This window comes from Streptomyces sp. NBC_01261 (genome assembly GCF_036226385.1).
Taxonomy (GTDB): domain Bacteria; phylum Actinomycetota; class Actinomycetes; order Streptomycetales; family Streptomycetaceae; genus Streptomyces.
Genome location: NZ_CP108463.1, coordinates 1364971 through 1383276 on the forward strand (window position 1 = coordinate 1364971; position 18306 = coordinate 1383276).

The window sequence follows — 18306 nt, forward strand, 5'->3', positions numbered from 1 at the left end:
CCCAATAGCGGCTATTCCGCGGGCTGTTGCGCCGGTTGAGCCAGGCTCGCCGTCCACTTCTCCTCGATGCGGCCGAACTTCCACACCAGCAGGGCCACCACCCAGGTCGCGAAGAACAGGCCGACGATGAGGAAGCCGATGATGTTGAGGTCGAGGCCGGCTACCCAGTCCCAGAAGAAGCCGTGGAGGTCGAGCTTCTCGGCGAACAGGCCCAGGAGTTCGACCGTGCCGATGATCAGGGCGACGGCGACGGACAGGCCGGTGATCGTGAGGTTGTAGTAGACCTTGCGGACCGGCTTGGAGAAGGCCCAGCCGTAGGCGAAGTTCATGAAGGTGCCGTCGATCGTGTCGAGCAGCGACATGCCGGCGGCGAACAGGACCGGCAGGCACAGGATCGCGTACCAGGGCAGGCCGGACGCGGCGCCCGAGCCGGCCAGGACCAGCAGCGCGATCTCCGTCGCCGTGTCGAAGCCGAGGCCGAAGAGCAGGCCCAGCGGGTACATCTGCCAGGACTTGGTGATCGACTTCATGAAGCGGCCGAGGATGCGGTTCATGAAGCCGCGGTTGTTGAGCTGTTCCTCCAGCGCTGCCTCGTCGTAGTGGCCCGAGCGCATCTGGCGGAACACCTTCCAGATGCCGGCCATGATGACGAGGTTGATGCCGGCGATGACGTAGAGGAACGTGCCCGAGACGGTCGTACCGATCAGGCCGGTGACGTCGTGGAGCTGGGAGTTGTCGTCGCGGACCGGGTTGGCCAGGGCCTTCACGCCGAGGGAGAGCAGGAGGGTCAGGCCGAAGACGATGCTGGAGTGGCCCAGCGAGAACCAGAAGCCCACCGACAGCGGGCGCTGCCCCTCGCTCATCAGCTTGCGGGTCGTGTTGTCGATCGCCGCGATGTGGTCCGCGTCGAACGCGTGCCGCATGCCGAGCGTGTACGCGGTCACGCCCATGCCGATGCCGAAGGACTTCTCGCCGACGCTGTAGTGCCCCGGCGCCACGATCCACACGAGCGTGAACCAGCCGATCACGTGCAGCCCCAGCACGAAAGCGGCCATCCCGCCGACCCGGGTCCACTCCTGCCGCGTCATCGACGTACGGACGCGGTACCAGAGCGAAGGCCGCGAAGCCCCGGCCGTGACAGGGAGGGTCGACGTGGATTCAGGGGCGGCCGTCATCGAGGAGGGCCTTTCTGCCGGGTACAGGTACGGGTGCGGGTATGGCTGCGCGGTTGCCGCCGGCAACCTCGTGCCATCCTCCCGTACCTGCAACCTATTCGCAGTAACGGTCGGCAAAGACCACGGCAGGTCTTGCCCAAAGGGAGGGAAAATACCAGGTCAGGTCGCCATCAAACCCCTGCCGAGCCAGTCCTTGGCATCCTTCACGCCCGGCAGCGCGTAGAAGTACCCACCGCCGGTCGGCGAGATGTAGTCGACGAGGGGTTCGTCGATCAGGCGGGTCTGGGTGGCCTCGAACTGCCGGTGCACGTCCTGCTGGTAGCAGCAGAAGACCAGGCCCATGTCGAGGTTGCCGACGGCGTCGATGCCCCGGTCGTAGTTGTAGCCGCGGCGCAGGATGCGCGAGGCGTCGGTGGCGGTGGTGCGCGGGTTGGCGAGGCGGATGTGGGCGTCGAGCGGGATCGCCGCGCCCTTGGGGTCCTTGGCGTAGTGCGGGATGTCCGTCTCCTTGGCGCCGTCCAGCGGGGCGCCGGTGTCCTTGCGGCGGCCGAACATCAGCTCCTGCTCGCTGAGCGAGACGCGGTCCCAGAACTCGACCAGCATGCGGATGATCCGGATCACCTGGTAGCTGCCACCGCCCGCCCAGGCCGGTTCGTCCTGTCCGTCGCCGACCCAGATCAGCCGGTCGGTCTCGCGGGTGGACTTCACGTCCGGGTTGGCTATGCCGTCCTTGAAGCCGAGCAGGTTGCGCTGGGTGCCGGTGGGGCGCGGGGTGTTCTGGAAGCCGTCGATGCGCCACTTGATCTGCATGCCGCCGCGCGTGTGCCGGGCGATGTCGCGCAGCGCGTGCAGCACCGTGTCCTGCCGCGCGCCGCACACCTGGAGCGACAGGTCGCCGTGGCACTCGGCGGCACGCAGGTTGTCGTTCGGGAAGGTCTTCATCGGGGTCAGCCGGCGTGGCTTGGCCTTGGCGAGTCCGTACCGGTCGTCGAAGAGGGACGCGCCCACACCGACGGTGACGGTGAGGGCGTCGGCGGGTACGTCCGGTCCGAGGATGCCGTTGTCGGCGGGGGGCGCGCCGACGCCGAGGTCGGCGGGGGTGCCGCCGGAGGTGAGGAGGCGGGCCCGTTCGGTGATCGTCCGCAGCAGGTCGGCCAGTTCGGCACGGTTGTCGGCGATCACGTCGAGGGAGACGAAGGTCGCGGCGGCCGGGGCGGGGGTGAGGATGCCGGCCTGGTGGGTGCCGTGGAAGGGGATCTTGCCGGCGTTCGTGGTGTCGGCGGCCTGCGCCTGAGCCGTACCGCCGGTCTCGGCGAGCGCGAACGCCCCGCCGGCCAGCACCGCTCCGGCGGCCCCGGCACCGAGCGCCGTCCGCACGAAGGAACGACGACCGGTTCCGGCCGGACATCCCGGGGTTTCAGCAGACGGCATCGGACGGGTCCCTTCACTGCGGGGGGTCTGGGAGCGGCGGGTGTTGTCGGCGCCTCGGGTGTTCCCGGCGCCCTGGGTGTTTTCGGTGCCGCGCGTGTCGTCGGCGCCCTGTCTGCCCTCTGTGCTCATCAGGCAGACTTCCTGATCTCCAGCAGGTCCGGCACCGGTGCCAGGTCTTCCAGCAACTGCCCGGTGGCGCCGTCGAGTTGAGCCTTCGCCGTACCGTCCAACTGCTCGACCGGCGTCCAACTACCGCCCTGGTGCGCCAAGTCGAGCAGCTTCTGCAACCGGGCGATGTCGGCGTCGACGCCGGGAAGCAGTTTCGGGGACTCCTCGGTGAGGAGCGGCTTGAGTACGGTGAGCAGCTCGCGCGTGCCGGCGAGGTTGCTGTCGACGGTCGCGAGGTTGGTGCCGCTGCCCTCGTCGGTGTCGCCGGTCAGCTCGAACTGCAGGGCGTTCTCCAGGATTTCGTGGGCCCGCAGCGGCAGGTCCCCGGGGTCGAAGTCCTGAGTCGGGAACGCCTTCCGCAACCCCACCACCGCTGCGGCGAGTTGCTGCGCCGGCGCCTTCAACTCGCCCGCCGACTGCCCGTGCCACAACCCGTACTCGATCCGGTGGAAGCCCGCGAAGTCCTTGTTCTGGACGCCCCCGGCCAGCCCGTCGGCCCGGCCGTTGATCTTCTGGTCGAAGTCCTCGAAGGTGCCGTAGGCCGCGCCGAGGGAGGAGTAGGTCCGGTGTGCGGTAAGCCAGTCGGTGCGCGCCTTGGCGAGGTGGTTGCCCGCGATGTCCCCGCTGAGCTGCCGGGTCTGGGTGATGAGCACGGCCAGGCCCTGGTCGACGTACGCCTTGTAGGTCTTGAGGGGTACGGCGAGGTCGCTCTCGGAGACGGGGACGACCGCCCTCACCGCGCCTCCCGTGCCGCTGACATGGACCGTGGCGGAGGTGACGGCCTTCGCGCCGGTGGGCACGCAGCGCCAGGCGTACGAGCCGCCCGCGACCGTCGCGACCAGGTCCCGGGTGGTGCCGGGAGCGAGGCCCTCGACCTCGCCGTAGACCGCGTTGGTGGCCGGGTCGATCAGGTACACCTCGGCGGTCTTGTCGCCGGTGTTGTGCATCTGAAAGGTCTGCCGGCCGGTGTCGGGTGCGGTGAAGCCCTTGCCGCACTCCGTCTCGGAGACGGCCACCGTCTCCGAACTCGCGGGCTTGGGGCGGGAGACGGCGACGACGAGACCGGCCACCACCGCCGGTACGGCGACCACCGCGACCGGGACGACCCAGGCGGGGCGGCGACGCTGCGACGGGGACGACTCGTTCAACCGGGCTGTCGCGGAAGCGGATTCGGGCGCGGGTTCGGGCACGCGTTTGGGCGATCGTGTCTTTGCGCCGCGCACGAACAGCGGCATCACCACAGCCAAATAGCCGACGTAGCCCACCATTTGGAGCCAGGTCATCGTGGGCATCAGGTTGAACACGCCCTGGATGAGGGTGCTGTACCAGGAGCCCGCGTCGACGCTGCCGCTCAGGTCGAAGGCGTAGGTGGTCGGGCCGGGGAGGACGCCGCCCTCCTGGAGGTCGCGCAGACCGTAGCCCAGGACGCCTGCCGCGATGACGATGAGAACGACGCCGGTGGCGGTGAAGAACTTCGTCAGGTTGATCCTGAGGACGCGGCGGTACAGGCCCCAGCACAGGGCCGCCGCGAGGACGAGACCGACGCCGGCGCCCGTCAGCGGACCGGCGGACTCGCCGGCCGCGCGGGCGGTGGTCCACAGGAACAGCGCCGTCTCCAGGCCCTCGCGGCCCACCGCGAGGAACGAGGTGAGCATCAGCACGCCCGCACCCATGCCGAGCGCGCCGGTCACCTTCTCCCTGATCTCGCCGGAGAAGGTGCGGGCCGAGCGACGCATCCAGAACACCATCGCGGTGACGAACGCGACGGCGATCACGCTGAGGACACCGCCGAAGGCTTCCTGGGCCGTGGCGGAGAGGTTCGCCGCGGTGAAGGTGAGGACGGCGCCGAAGCTCAGCGCGAGGGCGATCGCGGCCAGGACCCCCGTCCACACCTGCGGCAGCCGGGACCTGGCATCGGCGCGGACGAGGGTGGCGACCAGGATCGAGACGACGAGTCCCGCCTCCAGCCCCTCCCGCAGCCCGATCAGAAAGCTCGGAAACGCGTCGTCCCACATGTCGTGCGGCCCTCCCCCGGCCGGTACCGGCCCCGTGACGTTGGTTAGCGAAGGCACGCCTTACTGCCGCGGACCATCATGACTACATGCGTGTAGTCGGACAGTCATGAATCGGCAACGACCGGGCAAAGGTGCGGAACTTCTCGTGCGCCGCGATCGTCTACAGTTGAGTAGACCGTCTACAGATTTGTAGTCAGACTGTCTGTAGTCAGACCGGCGGAAGGGCGCGCGACGATGACCACACCCCTGGACCTGGCCTCCCAGCTCGCTGTCAACGTGCTGGACGCCAGGTCACTGCTGGCCGCCTTCGGTGTGCTGGGGGTCGGCGTGGTGATGTTCGCCGAGACGGGGCTGCTGATCGGGTTCTTCCTGCCCGGCGATTCGCTGCTGTTCACGGCCGGCCTGTTGTGCACCGGTGGCGCCGACAGAGCGGTGAAGCTGTCGTTGCCGCCCCTGCTGGTCGCGGCGGCGGTGGGCGCGCTCGCCGGGGCGCAGTGCGGGTATCTGCTCGGCCGGAAGGCGGGCGGTGCCCTGCTCGCCCGCAGCCGCTCGGCCCGCCTGCACGAAGGCGCCCGGCGGGCCGAGGAGTTGCTGGAGCGGTACGGCTACGCGAAGGCGGTCGTACTGGCCCGCTTCGTGCCCGTCGTACGGACGGTCCTGAATCCGATGGCGGGCGCTCTCGGGGTGCCGGTCCGGACGTTCACCGTATGGCAGGTGGCCGGCGGTCTGGTGTGGAGCCTGGGGCTGACGCTCGCCGGATACGCGCTGGGTTCCTCGATCCCGAACGTCGACAGGTACCTGTTGCCCATCGTCGCCCTGATCGTGGTCGTGTCGCTGCTCCCCCTCGCCGCCGAGGCGTACCGCTCCCGCAGGGCCACCCGCGCCGCCAGGGCCGGGGAGGTGCGCTGATGATCCTGATCGCCTTCCAGGGGTCGTCGATCGACGGCGAGGCCTACACGGATGTGGTCGACTCCGCACAGCACGCGCCCAGTTGGCTGGACAACGCGGTCTCGGCGTGGTCGACCTACGGGCTCGTGGTGTTCGCCGTGCTGATGGTCATGGGCTGGTGGCGGGCGCGCCGGATCGGTGCCGAGGCGGCGGTGACGGCCCTGGCCGTGCCGGTGGTCGTGGTCGCCGCGTACGGCATCAACTCGCTGCTCAAGTCGGCGGTGCGGGAGAGCCGGCCCTGCCGGAGTCTGCGGGTGGTCACGCTGGAGGCCTGTCCGGCGCCGGGCGACTGGTCCTTCCCCAGCAACCACGCGACGGTCGCCGCGGCGGCAGCGGTCGCCCTGTTCTTCGTCTCCCGCCGGCTCGGTGCCGTCGCCGCCGTGGCCGCGCTCGCGATGGCGGGCTCCCGGGTCTGGGTCGGGGTCCACTATCCGCACGACGTGGTGGCGGGCGTGACGGTCGGCGCGCTCCTGGCGCTCGGCGCGATGACGCTGCTGAAACGGCGGCCGAAGTCCCTGACCCGGCGGATCACGGCCACCCGGCTGCGACCGTTGCTGGTGTCATGAACCGCGAGGACATCGCCGAACTGGCGGGCACCGCGGGCCTCGGCGCCTGGACCGCGTTCGGCGTGCTGAGCATGGTCGTGATCGGACACGAGGGCGCTCCGCTCTTCACGGACGAGGACGCACTGTCCTGGTCCGTCGCACATCGCCCGGACGTGGCACTGGCGTTCGCCCGGGGCCTGACCGCGACGGGCACGGGCGTCATCCCGTACGCCCTCGTCATCCTGGCCGGACTCCTCACCGGCCGCACCACACGCCAACGCCTCCTCGCCGCGACCCTCGCCCCGGCCTGCCTCGTCACCGGCCAGGGCCTGCGCTACGGCGTGCTGGAACTGATCGCGCGACCCCGCCCGGCACTGAGCAACTGGGCCGGAAACGCCTCGGGTTGGTCCTTCCCCTCCGGCCACACCACCACGGCGGCGCTCACCGCCGGACTGGTCATCCTCGCGATAGCCGTGCGCGCCCCGCACGGCAGAACCCCGCTCTGTCTGGCCGTCGGCTGCTGGGGCGCGCTGGTCGGGCTGACCCGGGTGTATCTGGGCGTGCACTGGTTCACGGATGTCGTCGGTGGCTGGCTGTTCGCCGTCGGCTGGCTCGGGGTGTGCTTGTGCGCGGCGGCCTGGTGGCTGCCCCCGCGGTTGATGGCCGCCGGGACGGACACGGCCGGGCCGCCTCGGGAGCGGACCCGCCGGTAGACCCGCTCACCGGTGGACGCGCTCAGGCGGAAACGGCGGCCTGTGTGGAATCAGGGCGCGACCGAGGCTCCGTGCCCGGCACCGGTCGCCGCGGTGGTACCGGCTGCGCAGCCCAAGGTCTTCGGAGCAGCCCAGCAGCCCGAGATCCTCGGCGCGCTCACCGTCCGGGCTGTACTGGTGGTCCGCCCGCTCGTGATCCAACTCCGTGCAGCCGTGCGGCTCTTGAGCCCGTGGCCGGGCCGGTGCCGGGAGGTGCACGTCCGTCTCAGCCACGTCAACGCCCGCGCCGCCCGATGCGCCGATCTCCAGCTCGAACCACACCTCCTTGCCCTCCTCCACGAGCCGACTGCCCCATCGGTGGGCCAGCGCGTCGACCAGGAACAGCCCCCGGCCGTTCTCGCTGTCGGGGTCCACGGCGAGGTCGTCGTCGCGCTCGACCTGCCGGTGCGGGGGCCGGGGAAGGTGTCGCCGCTCGTCCGCGACCTCGCAGCGCAGTATGCCGACGCCGAGGGACAGGGTGAGCCGGTAGCGTCCGCCCGCGTGCACGACGGCGTTGGTGGCGAGTTCGCTGACGAGCAGTTCGGCGATGTCCACCAGGTCCTGGAGGCCGTACTCGGCGAGCCGCTTGCGGACGAGTTCCCTGGCCTGGCGGACCGAGGACTTTCCCGGGCCCAGGATCGTGGTGCAGCCTTCGCCCACGGTCGGCAGGCCGCGTGGACGGTCGTTCGGCATGGATGTTTCCCTTCAGCCCCGGGGGCGTTCGGTTCGTGCGGTGCGAGGACGGGTCCGGCAACAGACCCGGCCTCGTATCCACCATGCGTCCCCCGTGCCCTTCGAGGCGCGGGGGGAACTACCCGAATCCACAGGCCGGTTCGTCAACCTGCCGATACGAGGGCCGTCTCCATGCGGATGGTCCACCCCTCTTTCGCCCCGTCGCCGGACCTCATGTCGACGAACTCGCAGACCTGGCGGGTGTGCCAGAGCCCGTCCTCCGGCCGCACTTCGGCACCCGGCGGCCGGAAGCCGAGGAACGGGTCGGTGATACGGCCGCGCGGGGTGCGCAGTTCGCAGATGATGCGCTGCCGGGTCGACCACAGCCGCAGATGTGCGCGCTCGCAGCCCTGGGAGGCCGCGTAGCGCGTGGCGCCGGACACGGCCTGCCCGAAGCGGGCCGCCTCCTCGGGTGCCATACCGCGTGCCCGCGCCTGGTCCGCCGCGAACCGGTCACCGGCGGTCAGGTCCCCGTCGAGGCCGACGCCGACCGCGTCCCGCGGCGGCGCGGGCAGCGGGCCGAGATCCTGGGTCGCGTAGGCGGCGGGCTCCGTGAAGAGCGAACTGGGTTGCACGCCTTGCCGGTTGAGCTCCGTCGGGTGGGTGTGCCGGGCCGCGTCGACGACGTCCGGTGGTGCGGTCCGGGTGTCGTACAGGCACATCAGGTCGGGCGGGGCGCCGGTGAAGAGCTCGGTGGCGAGGGCTTCGTACCGTTTCCACTCGGGGATCTGGCGCGGCGAACGGCCGTCCCAGACCGGCTCGCCCGTCATGTGGAGGAGGCCCTCGGGGCCGGCGTGCGTGACGTAGTAGTCGAGGGCGGTGGCCATGCTGTTGGCGGGGCTTCCCCGGTACCAGCGGGCGGAGTCGCGGAAGTCGACCTGGCGGGCGTCGGGGCCGAGCGCGTCCCGCAGCAGGTCGAGTTTGCGCGGGGTGGTGATGACCACCGGGTCCGGTTCCTCCTCGGCGACGATGCCGTCCCTGAGGAACGGCACCACCACCGCCAGGAACTCCTCGTCGGACGAGTGGATGCCGGCGTGGTGCTTGACGCGGGGGGCGGGTGGGACGGGTCGGGTGAGTGTGGTGGGTTCTCCGTGTTCCATCGGTCTGCCTTCCTTCTCGTTCGGTTCGCGGCCGTACGTGATCTCTGCAGTACGTGGTCCCGGCAGTACGTCATTGCGGCTGTACGTCCTTACGGCCGCACGTCGTCACGGCCGTACGGCATCAGGGGCGGGTGGCCCGACGCGCCTCGGCCCAGACGGCGACCTGGCTGCGCGAGGTGAAGCCCAACTTGCTGAGAATGCGCTCCACATGGCCCTCCGCCGTGCGCAGCGCGACGACCAGCCGGTCGGCGATCAGCTGGTTGGTCAGCCCCTCGGCGATCAGCTCGGCGACCTCCGTCTCGCGGCGGGTGAGCGGGCTGTCGAGCACCGACCGTGGCGCGGACTCCCGCTCGCCCAGCGCGTAGGCGACCGCGTGGTCCGAGGTGAGTTCGAGGCCTTCGCGGTAGGCGTTCTTGAATCCGTCGCCCAGCAGTGCGCGGGCGCCGGCCTCGGCCTCGGTGCGCACCGGGCCGTGGGACGGGGTGCGGTCCAGCGCGACGTGGGCGTCCTGCCAGATCCGTTTGGCGGCGCCCAGCAGGACGGCGGCCGGGCGGCCCTCGCCGTCGCGGGCGTGGACCGCGGCGAGCAGTTCCAGCGTCATGCCGGTGCCGAACACGTCGCCGACCGCCCGCTTGAGCCGCAGACACTCCCGGGCGTGGACCCTGGCCGCCGTCTGGTCGCCCTTGGCCCACTCGGCGAAGGCGAGGATGCGCAGGAGGTAGGAGTGGATCCACTGTTCGCCGTAGGTCAGACAGACCTGCCGGAACTCCTCGCACAGGGCCGTCGCGCGGTCGTACTCGCCCTGGATCGCGAGGACATGGGCCAGTTCCACGTACTTGAAGCCGACGAGGCTCATCGACTCGCCCTCGCGCGGCGGGAGGGCGAGCGCCTCCTCGTACACGGCCCGTGCCCGTTCGTAGTCCCCGCTGATCAGGCAGGCGCCGCCGCGGCCGAAGAAGGTGTGCGCCACCTCGGCCTCGTCGCCCAGCCGCAGGGCTAGTTCGCGGGCCTCCTCGACGAGGGGCGCGGCCCGGCCGGCGTTGCCCTGGCTGAGCAGCATCAGGGCGAGGGCCCACAGGGCGCGGGCCCGTTCGGCGGTCGGCTCGGGGGCGGCGGCGAGCAGTCGCTCCAGCCAGTACCGGCCCTCGACCAGGGCGCCGGTCGCGAACCAGAAGAACCACAGGTGCCCGGCCAGTTTCAGCCCGGCCCGCGGCTCCCCCGGTGTGTTCAGGCAGAACTCGAACGCCGAGCGGATGAGGTCCGAGTCCGCGTGCAGCCGCCGTACCAACTCCGGCTGGTCGGGGCCGAACCAGCGCCGCTCGCACTCCTCGACGAAGTCCAGGCACCAGTCCCGCACCCGGCGCCGGGCCGCCGGCTCGGCGCCGGCGCCGTCCTCGCGGAGCCGGTCGAGGCCGTACTGCCGGATCGACTCCAGCATCCGGTACCGGGCGTGGACGGCGTCGCCGTCCCGGACCAGCAGCGACTTGTCGACCAGACCCGCCACCGCGTCCACCATCTCGTCACGGTCGAGGCCGGGCCCGGCGCAGACCTCCTCGGCCGCGCCCAGGTCGAAGCTCCCGTTGAAGACGGAGGCGCGTGCCCACACCGTCTGTTCCTCGCGGGTGCACAGGTCGTGGCTCCAGTCGACGGCCGCGCGCAGGGTGCGGTGCCGGGGCAGGGTGTCCTCGCTGTCGGCACCGCCCGTGCTGTCGGCCAGCAACCGGTAACGGCGGTCGAGGCGTTCGAGCAACTGCTGCACGCCGAGGGCGCGCATCCGCACCGCCGCCAGTTCGATCGCGAGCGGCAGCCCGTCCAGTCGACGGCACAGGGCGGCCACCGCGTCCTGGTTGGCCGTGGTGAGGGTGAACCCGGGCAGTACGGCGGCGGCCCGGTCGGCGAAGAGGGCCAGTGCCGGGTACTCCAGCGCGGGCTTGGGAGGCAGCGGCTCGCCCGGCGTGGGAGTCGCCAACGGCTGTAGTTCCAGGACGTGTTGGGCGGTCACGTCCAGCGGATGTCTGCTGGTGGCCAGCACCCGCACCGCCGCGGTCTCCGCGAGGAGCGTCTCGACGAGCCGTGCGCACGCGTCCGCCAGGTGTTCGCAGTTGTCCAGGACGAGCAGCGTCTCCCGGCCCTGGAGATGGTCGACGAGGACCCGCACCGGCGAACGACCCGACACGTCACGGATGTTGAGGGCCTCGATCAGGGCGAGTGGCACCAGCGACGCGTCCCGCACACCGGCCAGCTGCACGATGTGCACCCCGTCGGCGAACGCCCGCGCCAGCCGCGGCACGGCGTGCAGCACCAGCCTGGTCTTGCCGACCCCGCCGGTCCCGGTCAGACTCACCAACCGGTGGGCGCCCACCAGACGTTTGACCTCGGCGGTCTCCTGACGCCGGCCGACGAAACTCGACGCCCTGACGGGCCTGCCGATGTTCTGCCTTGTCACGGATACCCGCACAATCGGTCCCGCCTCCGAAAGTGATACGCCCGGTGCCCGCCATGGCCTCGCCGCGCATGGACTTTCAAGAACTCTATGGGCGGGACGCGAACGAAGCGCCTGTAGCCCGGCATTGCCAGGTGAAGGCGACTTTCTGACGGAATATGCGCAGAACCTGCCCCAGGCCGATCACCGGTGGATCAGCCGTGCAACGACGGCCCGGAGCCCGCCCGTTCGGCGGAAGGGAGAGCTCCGGTACTCCCGTGCCCGAGTGCGCGACTCAGCTGCCGCTCAGCCGCACCAGAACAGCGGTGTTGACCCGAGGCAGCGACACCGTCAACCGCCCCTCCGCGGCGTCCCATTCCGCACCGGCGTCCGCACTCGTCGGATACAGGACCGCAGCGTGCACATGCGCCCCCAGCAGATGCGGAACAGTGAAGGTACGGCTGCCGCCGTCACCCGACTCCCGCCGCCAGACCATCACGTACGTAGCGTCCGACCCCCGCAGCCCGTGCGCGATCCACCCGTCCTCCCACCCGGGAAGCCCCAGCGGCCAGAACGGATGCGCCGTGCCGATCTCCTCCCGGACCTCCTTGTAGACGGAGACCGCCGAGCGGACGAGGCCGAACTGCTCGTCGTTCATGAGGTTGAGGAAGCCGGAGAGGTGGATACGACCGAGGAGCGGGCCGGTGAGGGTGAAGGCGATCTCGTCGACGGTCTGGTCCGGCTGGGGGTACGCCCACACCGCGGCCTGTTCGGGCGTCGCGGCGGTGGCCGCCGCCGCGGTGATGGGCGGGTAGCGCAGCGGGTCCTGCTGGTCGCTGGTGGACTGGAGCTGGGCGACGGCCAGTTGGGCGTAGTCCCAGCGCAGACCGCCCGATCCGCAGTTCTCCAGCACCAGGTGGGGATGGCGGTCGAGGAGTCCGGCCATCCAGTCGAGGTGGGCGCGGTGGTGCCCGAGCAGTCCGGCGCCCGCGCTCTCGGTGCCGTTCTCGGTGCCGGGGCCGATGTTGATGTTGTAGTCGAGCTTCAGATAGCCGACGCCCCACTCCCCCACCAGCCGGTCCACCACCTCGTCGAGGTGGGCGCGGGCGGCCGGGTGGCGCAGGTCGAGGTGGTGCCGGCCGTGTTCCGTGACGCGCAGGCCGCCGCGCCGGAAGAACGCCTCGGGCGGCAGGGTCCGGGCCAACGGGCTGCGTACGCCCACGACTTCGGGTTCGAGCCAGAGACCCGGGGTCATCCCGCGCTTCGTGATGGCGTCGAGGACCTCCTGGATGCCGCCCGGGAAACGGTTGGGCGCGGGCTCCCACGCACCGACGGAGTCCCACCACCCTTGGGCGTCGTCGTCGTACCAGCCCGCGTCGATGACGAAGACCTCGGCGCCCGCGTCCGCCGCCGACTCCACGAGCGGCAGGAGCCGTTCGGTGGTGGGGTCGCCGTTCAGGGTGTTCATGTAGTCGTTGTAGATCACCGGGAGGGTGCGGTGGTCGGGGTGGTCGCGGCGGATGCCCCGGCGGTAGTCCGTGAGGGTGCCGAAGGCGGCGTCGAGTCCGCCGGTCTCCGCACGGACGAGAACGGCGGGGACGGTGTGGAAGTCCTCGCCGGGGGCGAGGAGTTGGTGCCACTGGTGGTGGGCCTCGTCGGGGCCGAACAGCGCGATGTAGGCCCCGCCCTCGCGCTCGCCGGTCTCGAAGCGCCAGCCCGCGCTGGACTCGATCTGCCACAGCCAGGCGTTGCCCTCCGGGTCGGTGAGGGCGGCGACCGGGAGGTGCCGGCCGGTGGACCAACTCCCCTGCGAGGAGCGCTCGAAGCAGCCGCGCCCCTCACGCCCGTGGGCGAACCGGCTCAACGGCACGACCTCGTCGCGGAGTTCGGCCTGTCGCCAACGGCATTCCGCGAGCCAGTCGTTGTCCGCCCAGTGCAGGGTCAGCCCGTCGAGACCGTCTTCGGCAACGGAGGATGCGGCTACGGAGGAGGTGATCCCGCCGAGGGTCAGGGTCGTCACGCTCTCCAGCCGGAGCGGCTCCGCACCCTCGTTGACCAGCCGTACCCGCGAGCGCAAGAACCCCGCGTCGGCCCCCGCCTCCAGGGTGACCTCGGCGAGCAGCCCGGTCATCGGGTCCGCGAGCCGGATCGTCGTACGGTCTCCGCTTCCCTCCCGCACGGTCTCGTGGTCGCGGTACGCCAGACGGTCGCCGATCTCCGTCTCGATGAAGCGCTCCCCCGACCACATGCGCCCGTGCCCGGTGGCGGTGACCTCGACGAGAGGCACCAGGCGGGCCCAGTCCTGATCGGGCGCTCCCAGCCGGACCGCTCCGGCGGCATCGACGACGGCGTGCAGCCCGAGCGCCGGATGCGACCAGATGCGGGACCTCTCGACTGTTCCTACGACACTGGTCAACGCAATTTCCCCTTCTGGGACGGTTCGGTACTGCGGCTCTCGTACGGACGCTGAGCTGGGGCTTCTCACCCGGCGCGCCGGAACTCTCCGCTCCGGCCGGTGTGTTCGAAAGGTAAATCCCCAGTTACGGTCTCTTGACGCCCACGTTGTGACCGCTCACAATCCTCGCATGGATGTGACCGGTCACACAAGCTCCGGCGGCCACGGCGACCCCCCTCAGGGGCCGCAGAAAGCCGCCAGTATCCGCGACGTCGCGGCTGCCGCAGGCGTCTCCTACCAGACCGTTTCGCGGGTCATCAACGGCCACCCGAACGTCAAGGAGGAGACCCGAAAGCGCGTCGACGCCGCCATCCAGACCCTCGGCTTCCGGCGCAACGCCACCGCGTTCGCCCTCGCCAGCGGGGTCACCCGATCGGTCACGGTCATCACGTCGAACACCGTCCTCTACGGCTATGCGGCCACCCTGCAGGGCCTGGAGGAGGCGTCCCGCGCCGCCGGTTACGCACTCGGTGTGCGGGTCGTGACCCCGGAGGACGACCTGGACCGGACGATCGCCGCGGCCGCCGACACCGGTGGCGGCGTGGTGGTCATCGGCTACGACCGCATCGGCGCCGCCGCCCTGGACCGCGTACCCGCACATGTGCCGTGCGCCGCGCTGGTGGAGGCGCCGGCGCCGGGCCGGACGCCGAGCCGTCCGGCGGTGTGGGCCGACGACCGGGAGGCGGCCCGTGCCGCCACCGAGCACCTGCTGTCGCTCGGGCACGCGAACGTCCACTACGTGGCGATTCCCGCCTCGACCGGGACCCGGCGCCTGGCGGGCCCCCGCGCCGAGGGCTGGCGCCAGGCACTCGAAGCGGCCGGCGTCACCCCGCCCCCGCCGTCCGGCAAGGGCTGGGACGCCCAGGCCGGCTACGAGGCGGGAAAGAAGCTCGCCCGGAACAAGGACGTCACCGCGATCCTGTGCGGCAACGACGACCTGGCACTGGGTGTGCTGCGCGCCCTGCACCACGCGGGCCGGCGGGTCCCGGAGGACATCAGCGTCATCGGCTTCGACGACGCACCGCACTCCGCTTTCGTCACCCCGTCCCTCACCACCGTCCGCATGGACTTCCACGGGCTGGGCCGCGCCGCGTTCGGACTGCTGCGCGCCCAACTCGACACCGACCAGCAGGAGTCGGCGCCGGTACCGGCCGAACCCACCCTCGTCCTCCGGGAGAGCTCGGGGCCACGGGAGGCCTGAGCCGGACGTCCGTCATCGCCCTGTCCGTCACGTCCGCCGCACTCGCCCTCGCCGTATCCGACAGCCGTCATCCCCGCAGTCGTCGCACATCTCCGCAGCACCCCCCTGCCTTCCCTCCGCGTACGAACAAGGATCCGCCATGAGAAGAGCCGTCTCCGTCCTCGCCACCGCCTGTGTCCTCGGGCTGACCGCCACCGCGTGCAGTGACAGCACCGGTGGCGCCACGACCGCCGCACCCGAGGGTTCGGTCGACCCGACCGCCTCCCTCAAGGGCGTCAGCCTCACCATGTGGGTCGCCCAGAACAGCGTCTCGGAGCCCAAGCAGGCCATCGAGGCGTTCGAGAAGGCCACCGGCGCCAAGATCAACACCGAGGTCATACCGGACCCCTACGAGTCGAACGTCCCGACCAAGCTCGCCTCGGGCGTCAAGCCGGACCTGATGTTCTGGCAGCCCACGGGCAGCACCCTGCCGTTCGTGCAGCCGGCGAAGAACCTGCTGACCCTCGACAACGAGGACTGGGTCTCCAAGCTCGGCACGACGGAGAAGACCCTCGGCCAGGTCGACGGTCACCGCTACGCGGCCATCGTCACCAGCCCCGCCGTGCTCGGCGTCTACTACAACAAGGACGTCTTCGCGAAGGCCGGCATCACCACGATGCCGACCAGCTACGACGAGCTGCTCGCCGACGCCGCCAAGATCAAGTCGAAGGTCTCGGGCGTGGCCCCGTTCTTCGAGGTCGGCGGCGACAAGTGGCCGCTGCAGTGGCAGGTGCAGGCCCAGATGACGGATCTGCCGCAGTCCTTCTGGGACAACCTCAACAAGAACAAGGACAGTTGGACCAACAAGACCATCGTCGACGCGATCACCAAGTACAAGACGAAGGTCCTCGACGGCGGTCTCGCGCAGAAGAACTACAAGACGGCGACCTTCGTCGACCAGGGCAAGGCGATCATGGACGGCACCGCCGCGATGGCCGTCAACGTCACGGCGCTCCAGTCCGAGATCCAGGCCACCTCCACCACCGCCGAGATCGACAAGAAGCTCGGCTGGTTCCCCATCGCCAACAGCTCCGCGAAGGCGGAGTACTCGCCGGACCAGACGAACGGTGTCGTCGCCTTCGACACGGGTGACACCAAGCGGCAGAACGCGGCCCGGCAGTTCATGTCCTTCTGGCTCGGCCCGGACTACCCGGCCTACATCAAGGCCAACAAGCTCGTCTCGGTGGAGCCGTCCGTGGCCAACCCCGACGGTCTGCCGCAGACCGCGATCGCCCAGGCCAAGGCCCTGTCCAGCGCGTCGGGCGTCTTCCAGGTCAAGGCGCTCACCGCCCCGGACATGCACCTCGCGCTCGCCGACATGATCTACGGCAAAAAGACCCCGCTCCAGGTCGCCCAGGCTGCCGAGGACCAGTTCAAGCAGGTCCTCAAGGCGCGCGGCGTCACCGGTTTCTGACCGGCGCCCCTGAGCCCAGCCCGTCCCCCGGGCCGCCCGTCGGCGGTGTGCCCGGGGCCCGTACCGGAGGTAAGAAAGTGGTGGACACCGCCACGATGGACGCTCTCGACGCCACGCGTGCGAAGGACCGGGACCGAGACCGGGACAACGTCCAGGACCGGCCGTCCCGTCGTAACCGGCTCCGCGGCAAGGCCAACCAGCCGTGGTGGTTCGCCCTGCCCGCGCTCGCCGTGTTCGGCGTGTTCTTCCTGCTGCCGAATCTGCTGAACTTCGTCTACCCGTTCACCGACTGGTCGGCGTTCCACTCGCGGATCGGCTTCGTGGGACTGTCGAACTTCAGCACCATCCTGCACGACGGGTCGATGGCCCGTGACATCCGCATCACCCTGGAGTACGCGGTCCTCGTGGCCGTCTTCCAGAACGGCTTCGGGCTCGCCCTGGCCCTGCTGCTGGAGCGCGACACCCGCTTCAACCGCTTCTTCCGCGCGGTCTTCTTCCTCCCGGTACTGATCTCCGCGCTCGCCGTCGGCTACATCTTCCGCGCCCTGCTCGCCCAGGACGGAGCGCTCAACAGCGTGCTGTCCTCGCTCGCCGGACACCACGTCGACACCCCCTGGCTCGGCTCGACCACCTGGACGCTGGTCGTGGTGACCCTCATCCACGGCTGGAAGTGGATGGGCCTGGCGATGCTGATCTATCTGGCGGGCCTGAAGAGCATGCCCGGTGATGTGCTGGAGGCGGCCCGGATCGACGGGGCCGGCTGGTGGCGCACCTTCTGGTCGGTGCGGTTCCCGCTGCTCGCGCCCGCCGTCACGTTCAATGTGACGACCGCGCTGATCGGCTCCATGAACACCTTCGACATCGTCCAGGCGACCACCGGAGGCGGTCCCGGCGGCGAGACCGAGGTCTTCAACATCTACATGTTCCGCATCTTCGGCCAGGGCCTGTACGCGCAGGCGTCCGCGATGAGCCTGGTGCTCTTCCTCATCGTCGTCGTCCTCGCCGTGCCCGTCATCGTCGGCCTGCGCCGCAGGGAGAACAACCAGTGACCACCGTTACCGCGTTCGCCCCCGCACACCGGCGCCCACTGCGCTGGGTCCAGCCGCTCGTCGTCCTGATCGTCGCGGGCGTCACCATCGGCATCCCGCTCTGGCTGGTCGCGGTCACCTCGTTCAAGCCGCAGGCCGAGGCGATCAAGCCCAACCTCTCCCTGCCGCACCACGTCCAGGCCGCCGCGAACTACAAGCAGAGCTTCGACGAGGGCAAGATCGTCCAGGGCTTCGTCAACAGCCTCCTGGTCGTCGCCCCGTCCGTCGTCCTCGTGCTGCTCCTCGGGGCGGGCGCCGCCTGGGTGTTCGCGCGCCGCAAGGGCCGCCTGGTCAACACCCTGTACGCGCTGAGCATCAGCGGACTGCTGCTGCCGCCCGCCGTGATCACCATCGTCATGGAACTGCGCCAACTCGGCCTGGCCGGCACCCGTCCCGGCATGATCGGCGTCTACGCCGGGATGTACCTGTCCACCTCGATCTTCTTCATGACGGGGTTCATCCGCGCCCTCCCCGAGGAGTTGGAGGAGGCCGCGCGCATGGACGGCGCGGGCCCGGTCCGCGTCTTCTTCCGCATCATCCTGCCGCTCCTGCGCCCGGTCATCGCCACCGCCACGATCATGGTGATGCTCTACGCCTGGAGCGACATCTTCTACGCCTTCTTCGTCCTCGGCGGAGGCGACAAGGCCACCCTGCCGCTCAACCTCTACCAGGTCGCCAACGCCCAGCTGTACCTCAACAACTGGCACCTGATCTTCGCCTACGTCGTGATGATGAGCCTCCCCATGGTCCTCGTCTTCGTCATAGCGCAGCGCCGCATCGTCTCCGGCATCACGAGCGGCGCCGTCAAGTAGGCCAAGCAG

Annotated in this window: 14 protein-coding genes; 7 read left to right on the forward strand and 7 right to left on the reverse strand. The window is 70.4% G+C overall.

Going from position 1 to position 18306, the window contains the following annotated elements:
- Window positions 1-11: 11 nt before the first annotated feature.
- From OG226_RS06010 to efeU, 3 genes are all read right to left on the reverse strand, one after another.
- Window positions 12-1175 carry a HoxN/HupN/NixA family nickel/cobalt transporter gene (locus OG226_RS06010; protein WP_405866706.1) on the reverse strand — a complete coding sequence of 388 codons (1164 nt, stop codon included), beginning with the start codon at window positions 1173-1175 and terminating at the stop codon, window positions 12-14.
- A 159-nt stretch (window positions 1176-1334) separates the two neighbouring features.
- Complete coding sequence (efeB, locus tag OG226_RS06015; protein ID WP_328686234.1) at window positions 1335-2606, reverse strand: iron uptake transporter deferrochelatase/peroxidase subunit; 1272 nt, start codon at window positions 2604-2606, stop codon at window positions 1335-1337.
- A 128-nt stretch (window positions 2607-2734) separates the two neighbouring features.
- Window positions 2735-4789, reverse strand: a complete 2055-nt coding sequence (efeU, locus tag OG226_RS06020; RefSeq protein ID WP_328675657.1) for an iron uptake transporter permease EfeU — start codon at window positions 4787-4789, stop codon at window positions 2735-2737.
- Window positions 4790-5023: 234 nt separating this feature from the next.
- On the opposite strand from efeU, the gene OG226_RS06025 reads away from it, so the two are divergent.
- Genes OG226_RS06025 through OG226_RS06035 form a run of 3 tightly spaced genes read left to right on the forward strand, consistent with a single transcriptional unit; the run spans window position 5024 to window position 6995 of the window.
- A complete protein-coding gene (locus OG226_RS06025) occupies window positions 5024-5698 on the forward strand; it encodes a DedA family protein (protein ID WP_329348215.1) in 675 nt (224 codons plus the stop codon).
- Window positions 5698-6303: a phosphatase PAP2 family protein gene (locus tag OG226_RS06030; protein WP_443066868.1), complete on the forward strand. Its 606-nt coding sequence runs from the start codon at window positions 5698-5700 to the stop codon at window positions 6301-6303. Before OG226_RS06025 ends, OG226_RS06030 begins: the two co-directional genes overlap by 1 nt.
- Complete coding sequence (locus OG226_RS06035; protein WP_329348216.1) at window positions 6300-6995, forward strand: phosphatase PAP2 family protein; 696 nt, start codon at window positions 6300-6302, stop codon at window positions 6993-6995. The genes OG226_RS06030 and OG226_RS06035 overlap by 4 nt, the downstream gene beginning before the upstream one ends.
- A 6-nt stretch (window positions 6996-7001) precedes the next feature.
- Here OG226_RS06035 and OG226_RS06040 read toward each other — a convergent pair whose 3' ends face one another.
- The 4 genes from OG226_RS06040 to OG226_RS06055 form a co-directional block, all read right to left on the reverse strand.
- Window positions 7002-7727, reverse strand: a complete 726-nt coding sequence (locus OG226_RS06040; protein ID WP_328675660.1) for an ATP-binding protein — start codon at window positions 7725-7727, stop codon at window positions 7002-7004.
- Between the two features lie 143 nt (window positions 7728-7870).
- Window positions 7871-8866, reverse strand: a complete 996-nt coding sequence (locus OG226_RS06045) for an MEDS domain-containing protein (RefSeq protein ID WP_328675661.1) — start codon at window positions 8864-8866, stop codon at window positions 7871-7873.
- Between the two features lie 121 nt (window positions 8867-8987).
- Window positions 8988-11312, reverse strand: a complete 2325-nt coding sequence (locus tag OG226_RS06050; protein WP_329348217.1) for an ATP-binding protein — start codon at window positions 11310-11312, stop codon at window positions 8988-8990.
- A gap of 271 nt (window positions 11313-11583) precedes the next feature.
- Window positions 11584-13704 carry an alpha-galactosidase gene (locus tag OG226_RS06055; protein ID WP_329348219.1) on the reverse strand — a complete coding sequence of 707 codons (2121 nt, stop codon included), beginning with the start codon at window positions 13702-13704 and terminating at the stop codon, window positions 11584-11586.
- Window positions 13705-13873: 169 nt separating this feature from the next.
- Between OG226_RS06055 and OG226_RS06060 the strand changes: the two genes are divergently transcribed.
- From OG226_RS06060 to OG226_RS06075, 4 genes are all read left to right on the forward strand, one after another.
- Entirely contained in the window at window positions 13874-14944 is a 1071-nt protein-coding gene (locus OG226_RS06060; protein WP_329348220.1) for a LacI family DNA-binding transcriptional regulator, read from the forward strand.
- Between the two features lie 139 nt (window positions 14945-15083).
- Window positions 15084-16397: an ABC transporter substrate-binding protein gene (locus tag OG226_RS06065; RefSeq protein WP_328675665.1), complete on the forward strand. Its 1314-nt coding sequence runs from the start codon at window positions 15084-15086 to the stop codon at window positions 16395-16397.
- 77 nt (window positions 16398-16474) lie between these two features.
- Window positions 16475-17446, forward strand: a complete 972-nt coding sequence (locus OG226_RS06070; RefSeq protein ID WP_328675666.1) for a carbohydrate ABC transporter permease — start codon at window positions 16475-16477, stop codon at window positions 17444-17446.
- On the forward strand, window positions 17443-18297 hold the full coding sequence (locus OG226_RS06075; RefSeq protein ID WP_043662415.1) for a carbohydrate ABC transporter permease: 855 nt from the start codon (window positions 17443-17445) through the stop codon (window positions 18295-18297). The genes OG226_RS06070 and OG226_RS06075 overlap by 4 nt, the downstream gene beginning before the upstream one ends.
- Window positions 18298-18306 lie beyond the last annotated feature (9 nt).

Excerpts from the sequence above, each read along its gene's own strand:
- OG226_RS06045 (WP_328675661.1), bottom strand. The coding sequence starts at position 8,866 with ATGGAACACGGAGAACCCACCACACTCACCCGACCCGTCCCACCCGCC.
- efeU (WP_328675657.1), bottom strand. The coding sequence starts at position 4,789 with ATGTGGGACGACGCGTTTCCGAGCTTTCTGATCGGGCTGCGGGAGGGG.
- OG226_RS06065 (WP_328675665.1), top strand. The coding sequence starts at position 15,084 with ATGAGAAGAGCCGTCTCCGTCCTCGCCACCGCCTGTGTCCTCGGGCTG.
- OG226_RS06035 (WP_329348216.1), top strand. The coding sequence starts at position 6,300 with ATGAACCGCGAGGACATCGCCGAACTGGCGGGCACCGCGGGCCTCGGC.
- OG226_RS06030 (WP_443066868.1), top strand. The coding sequence starts at position 5,698 with ATGATCCTGATCGCCTTCCAGGGGTCGTCGATCGACGGCGAGGCCTAC.
- OG226_RS06010 (WP_405866706.1), bottom strand. The coding sequence starts at position 1,175 with ATGACGGCCGCCCCTGAATCCACGTCGACCCTCCCTGTCACGGCCGGG.
- efeB (WP_328686234.1), bottom strand. The coding sequence starts at position 2,606 with ATGCCGTCTGCTGAAACCCCGGGATGTCCGGCCGGAACCGGTCGTCGT.
- OG226_RS06060 (WP_329348220.1), top strand. The coding sequence starts at position 13,874 with ATGGATGTGACCGGTCACACAAGCTCCGGCGGCCACGGCGACCCCCCT.
- OG226_RS06025 (WP_329348215.1), top strand. The coding sequence starts at position 5,024 with ATGACCACACCCCTGGACCTGGCCTCCCAGCTCGCTGTCAACGTGCTG.
- OG226_RS06040 (WP_328675660.1), bottom strand. The coding sequence starts at position 7,727 with ATGCCGAACGACCGTCCACGCGGCCTGCCGACCGTGGGCGAAGGCTGC.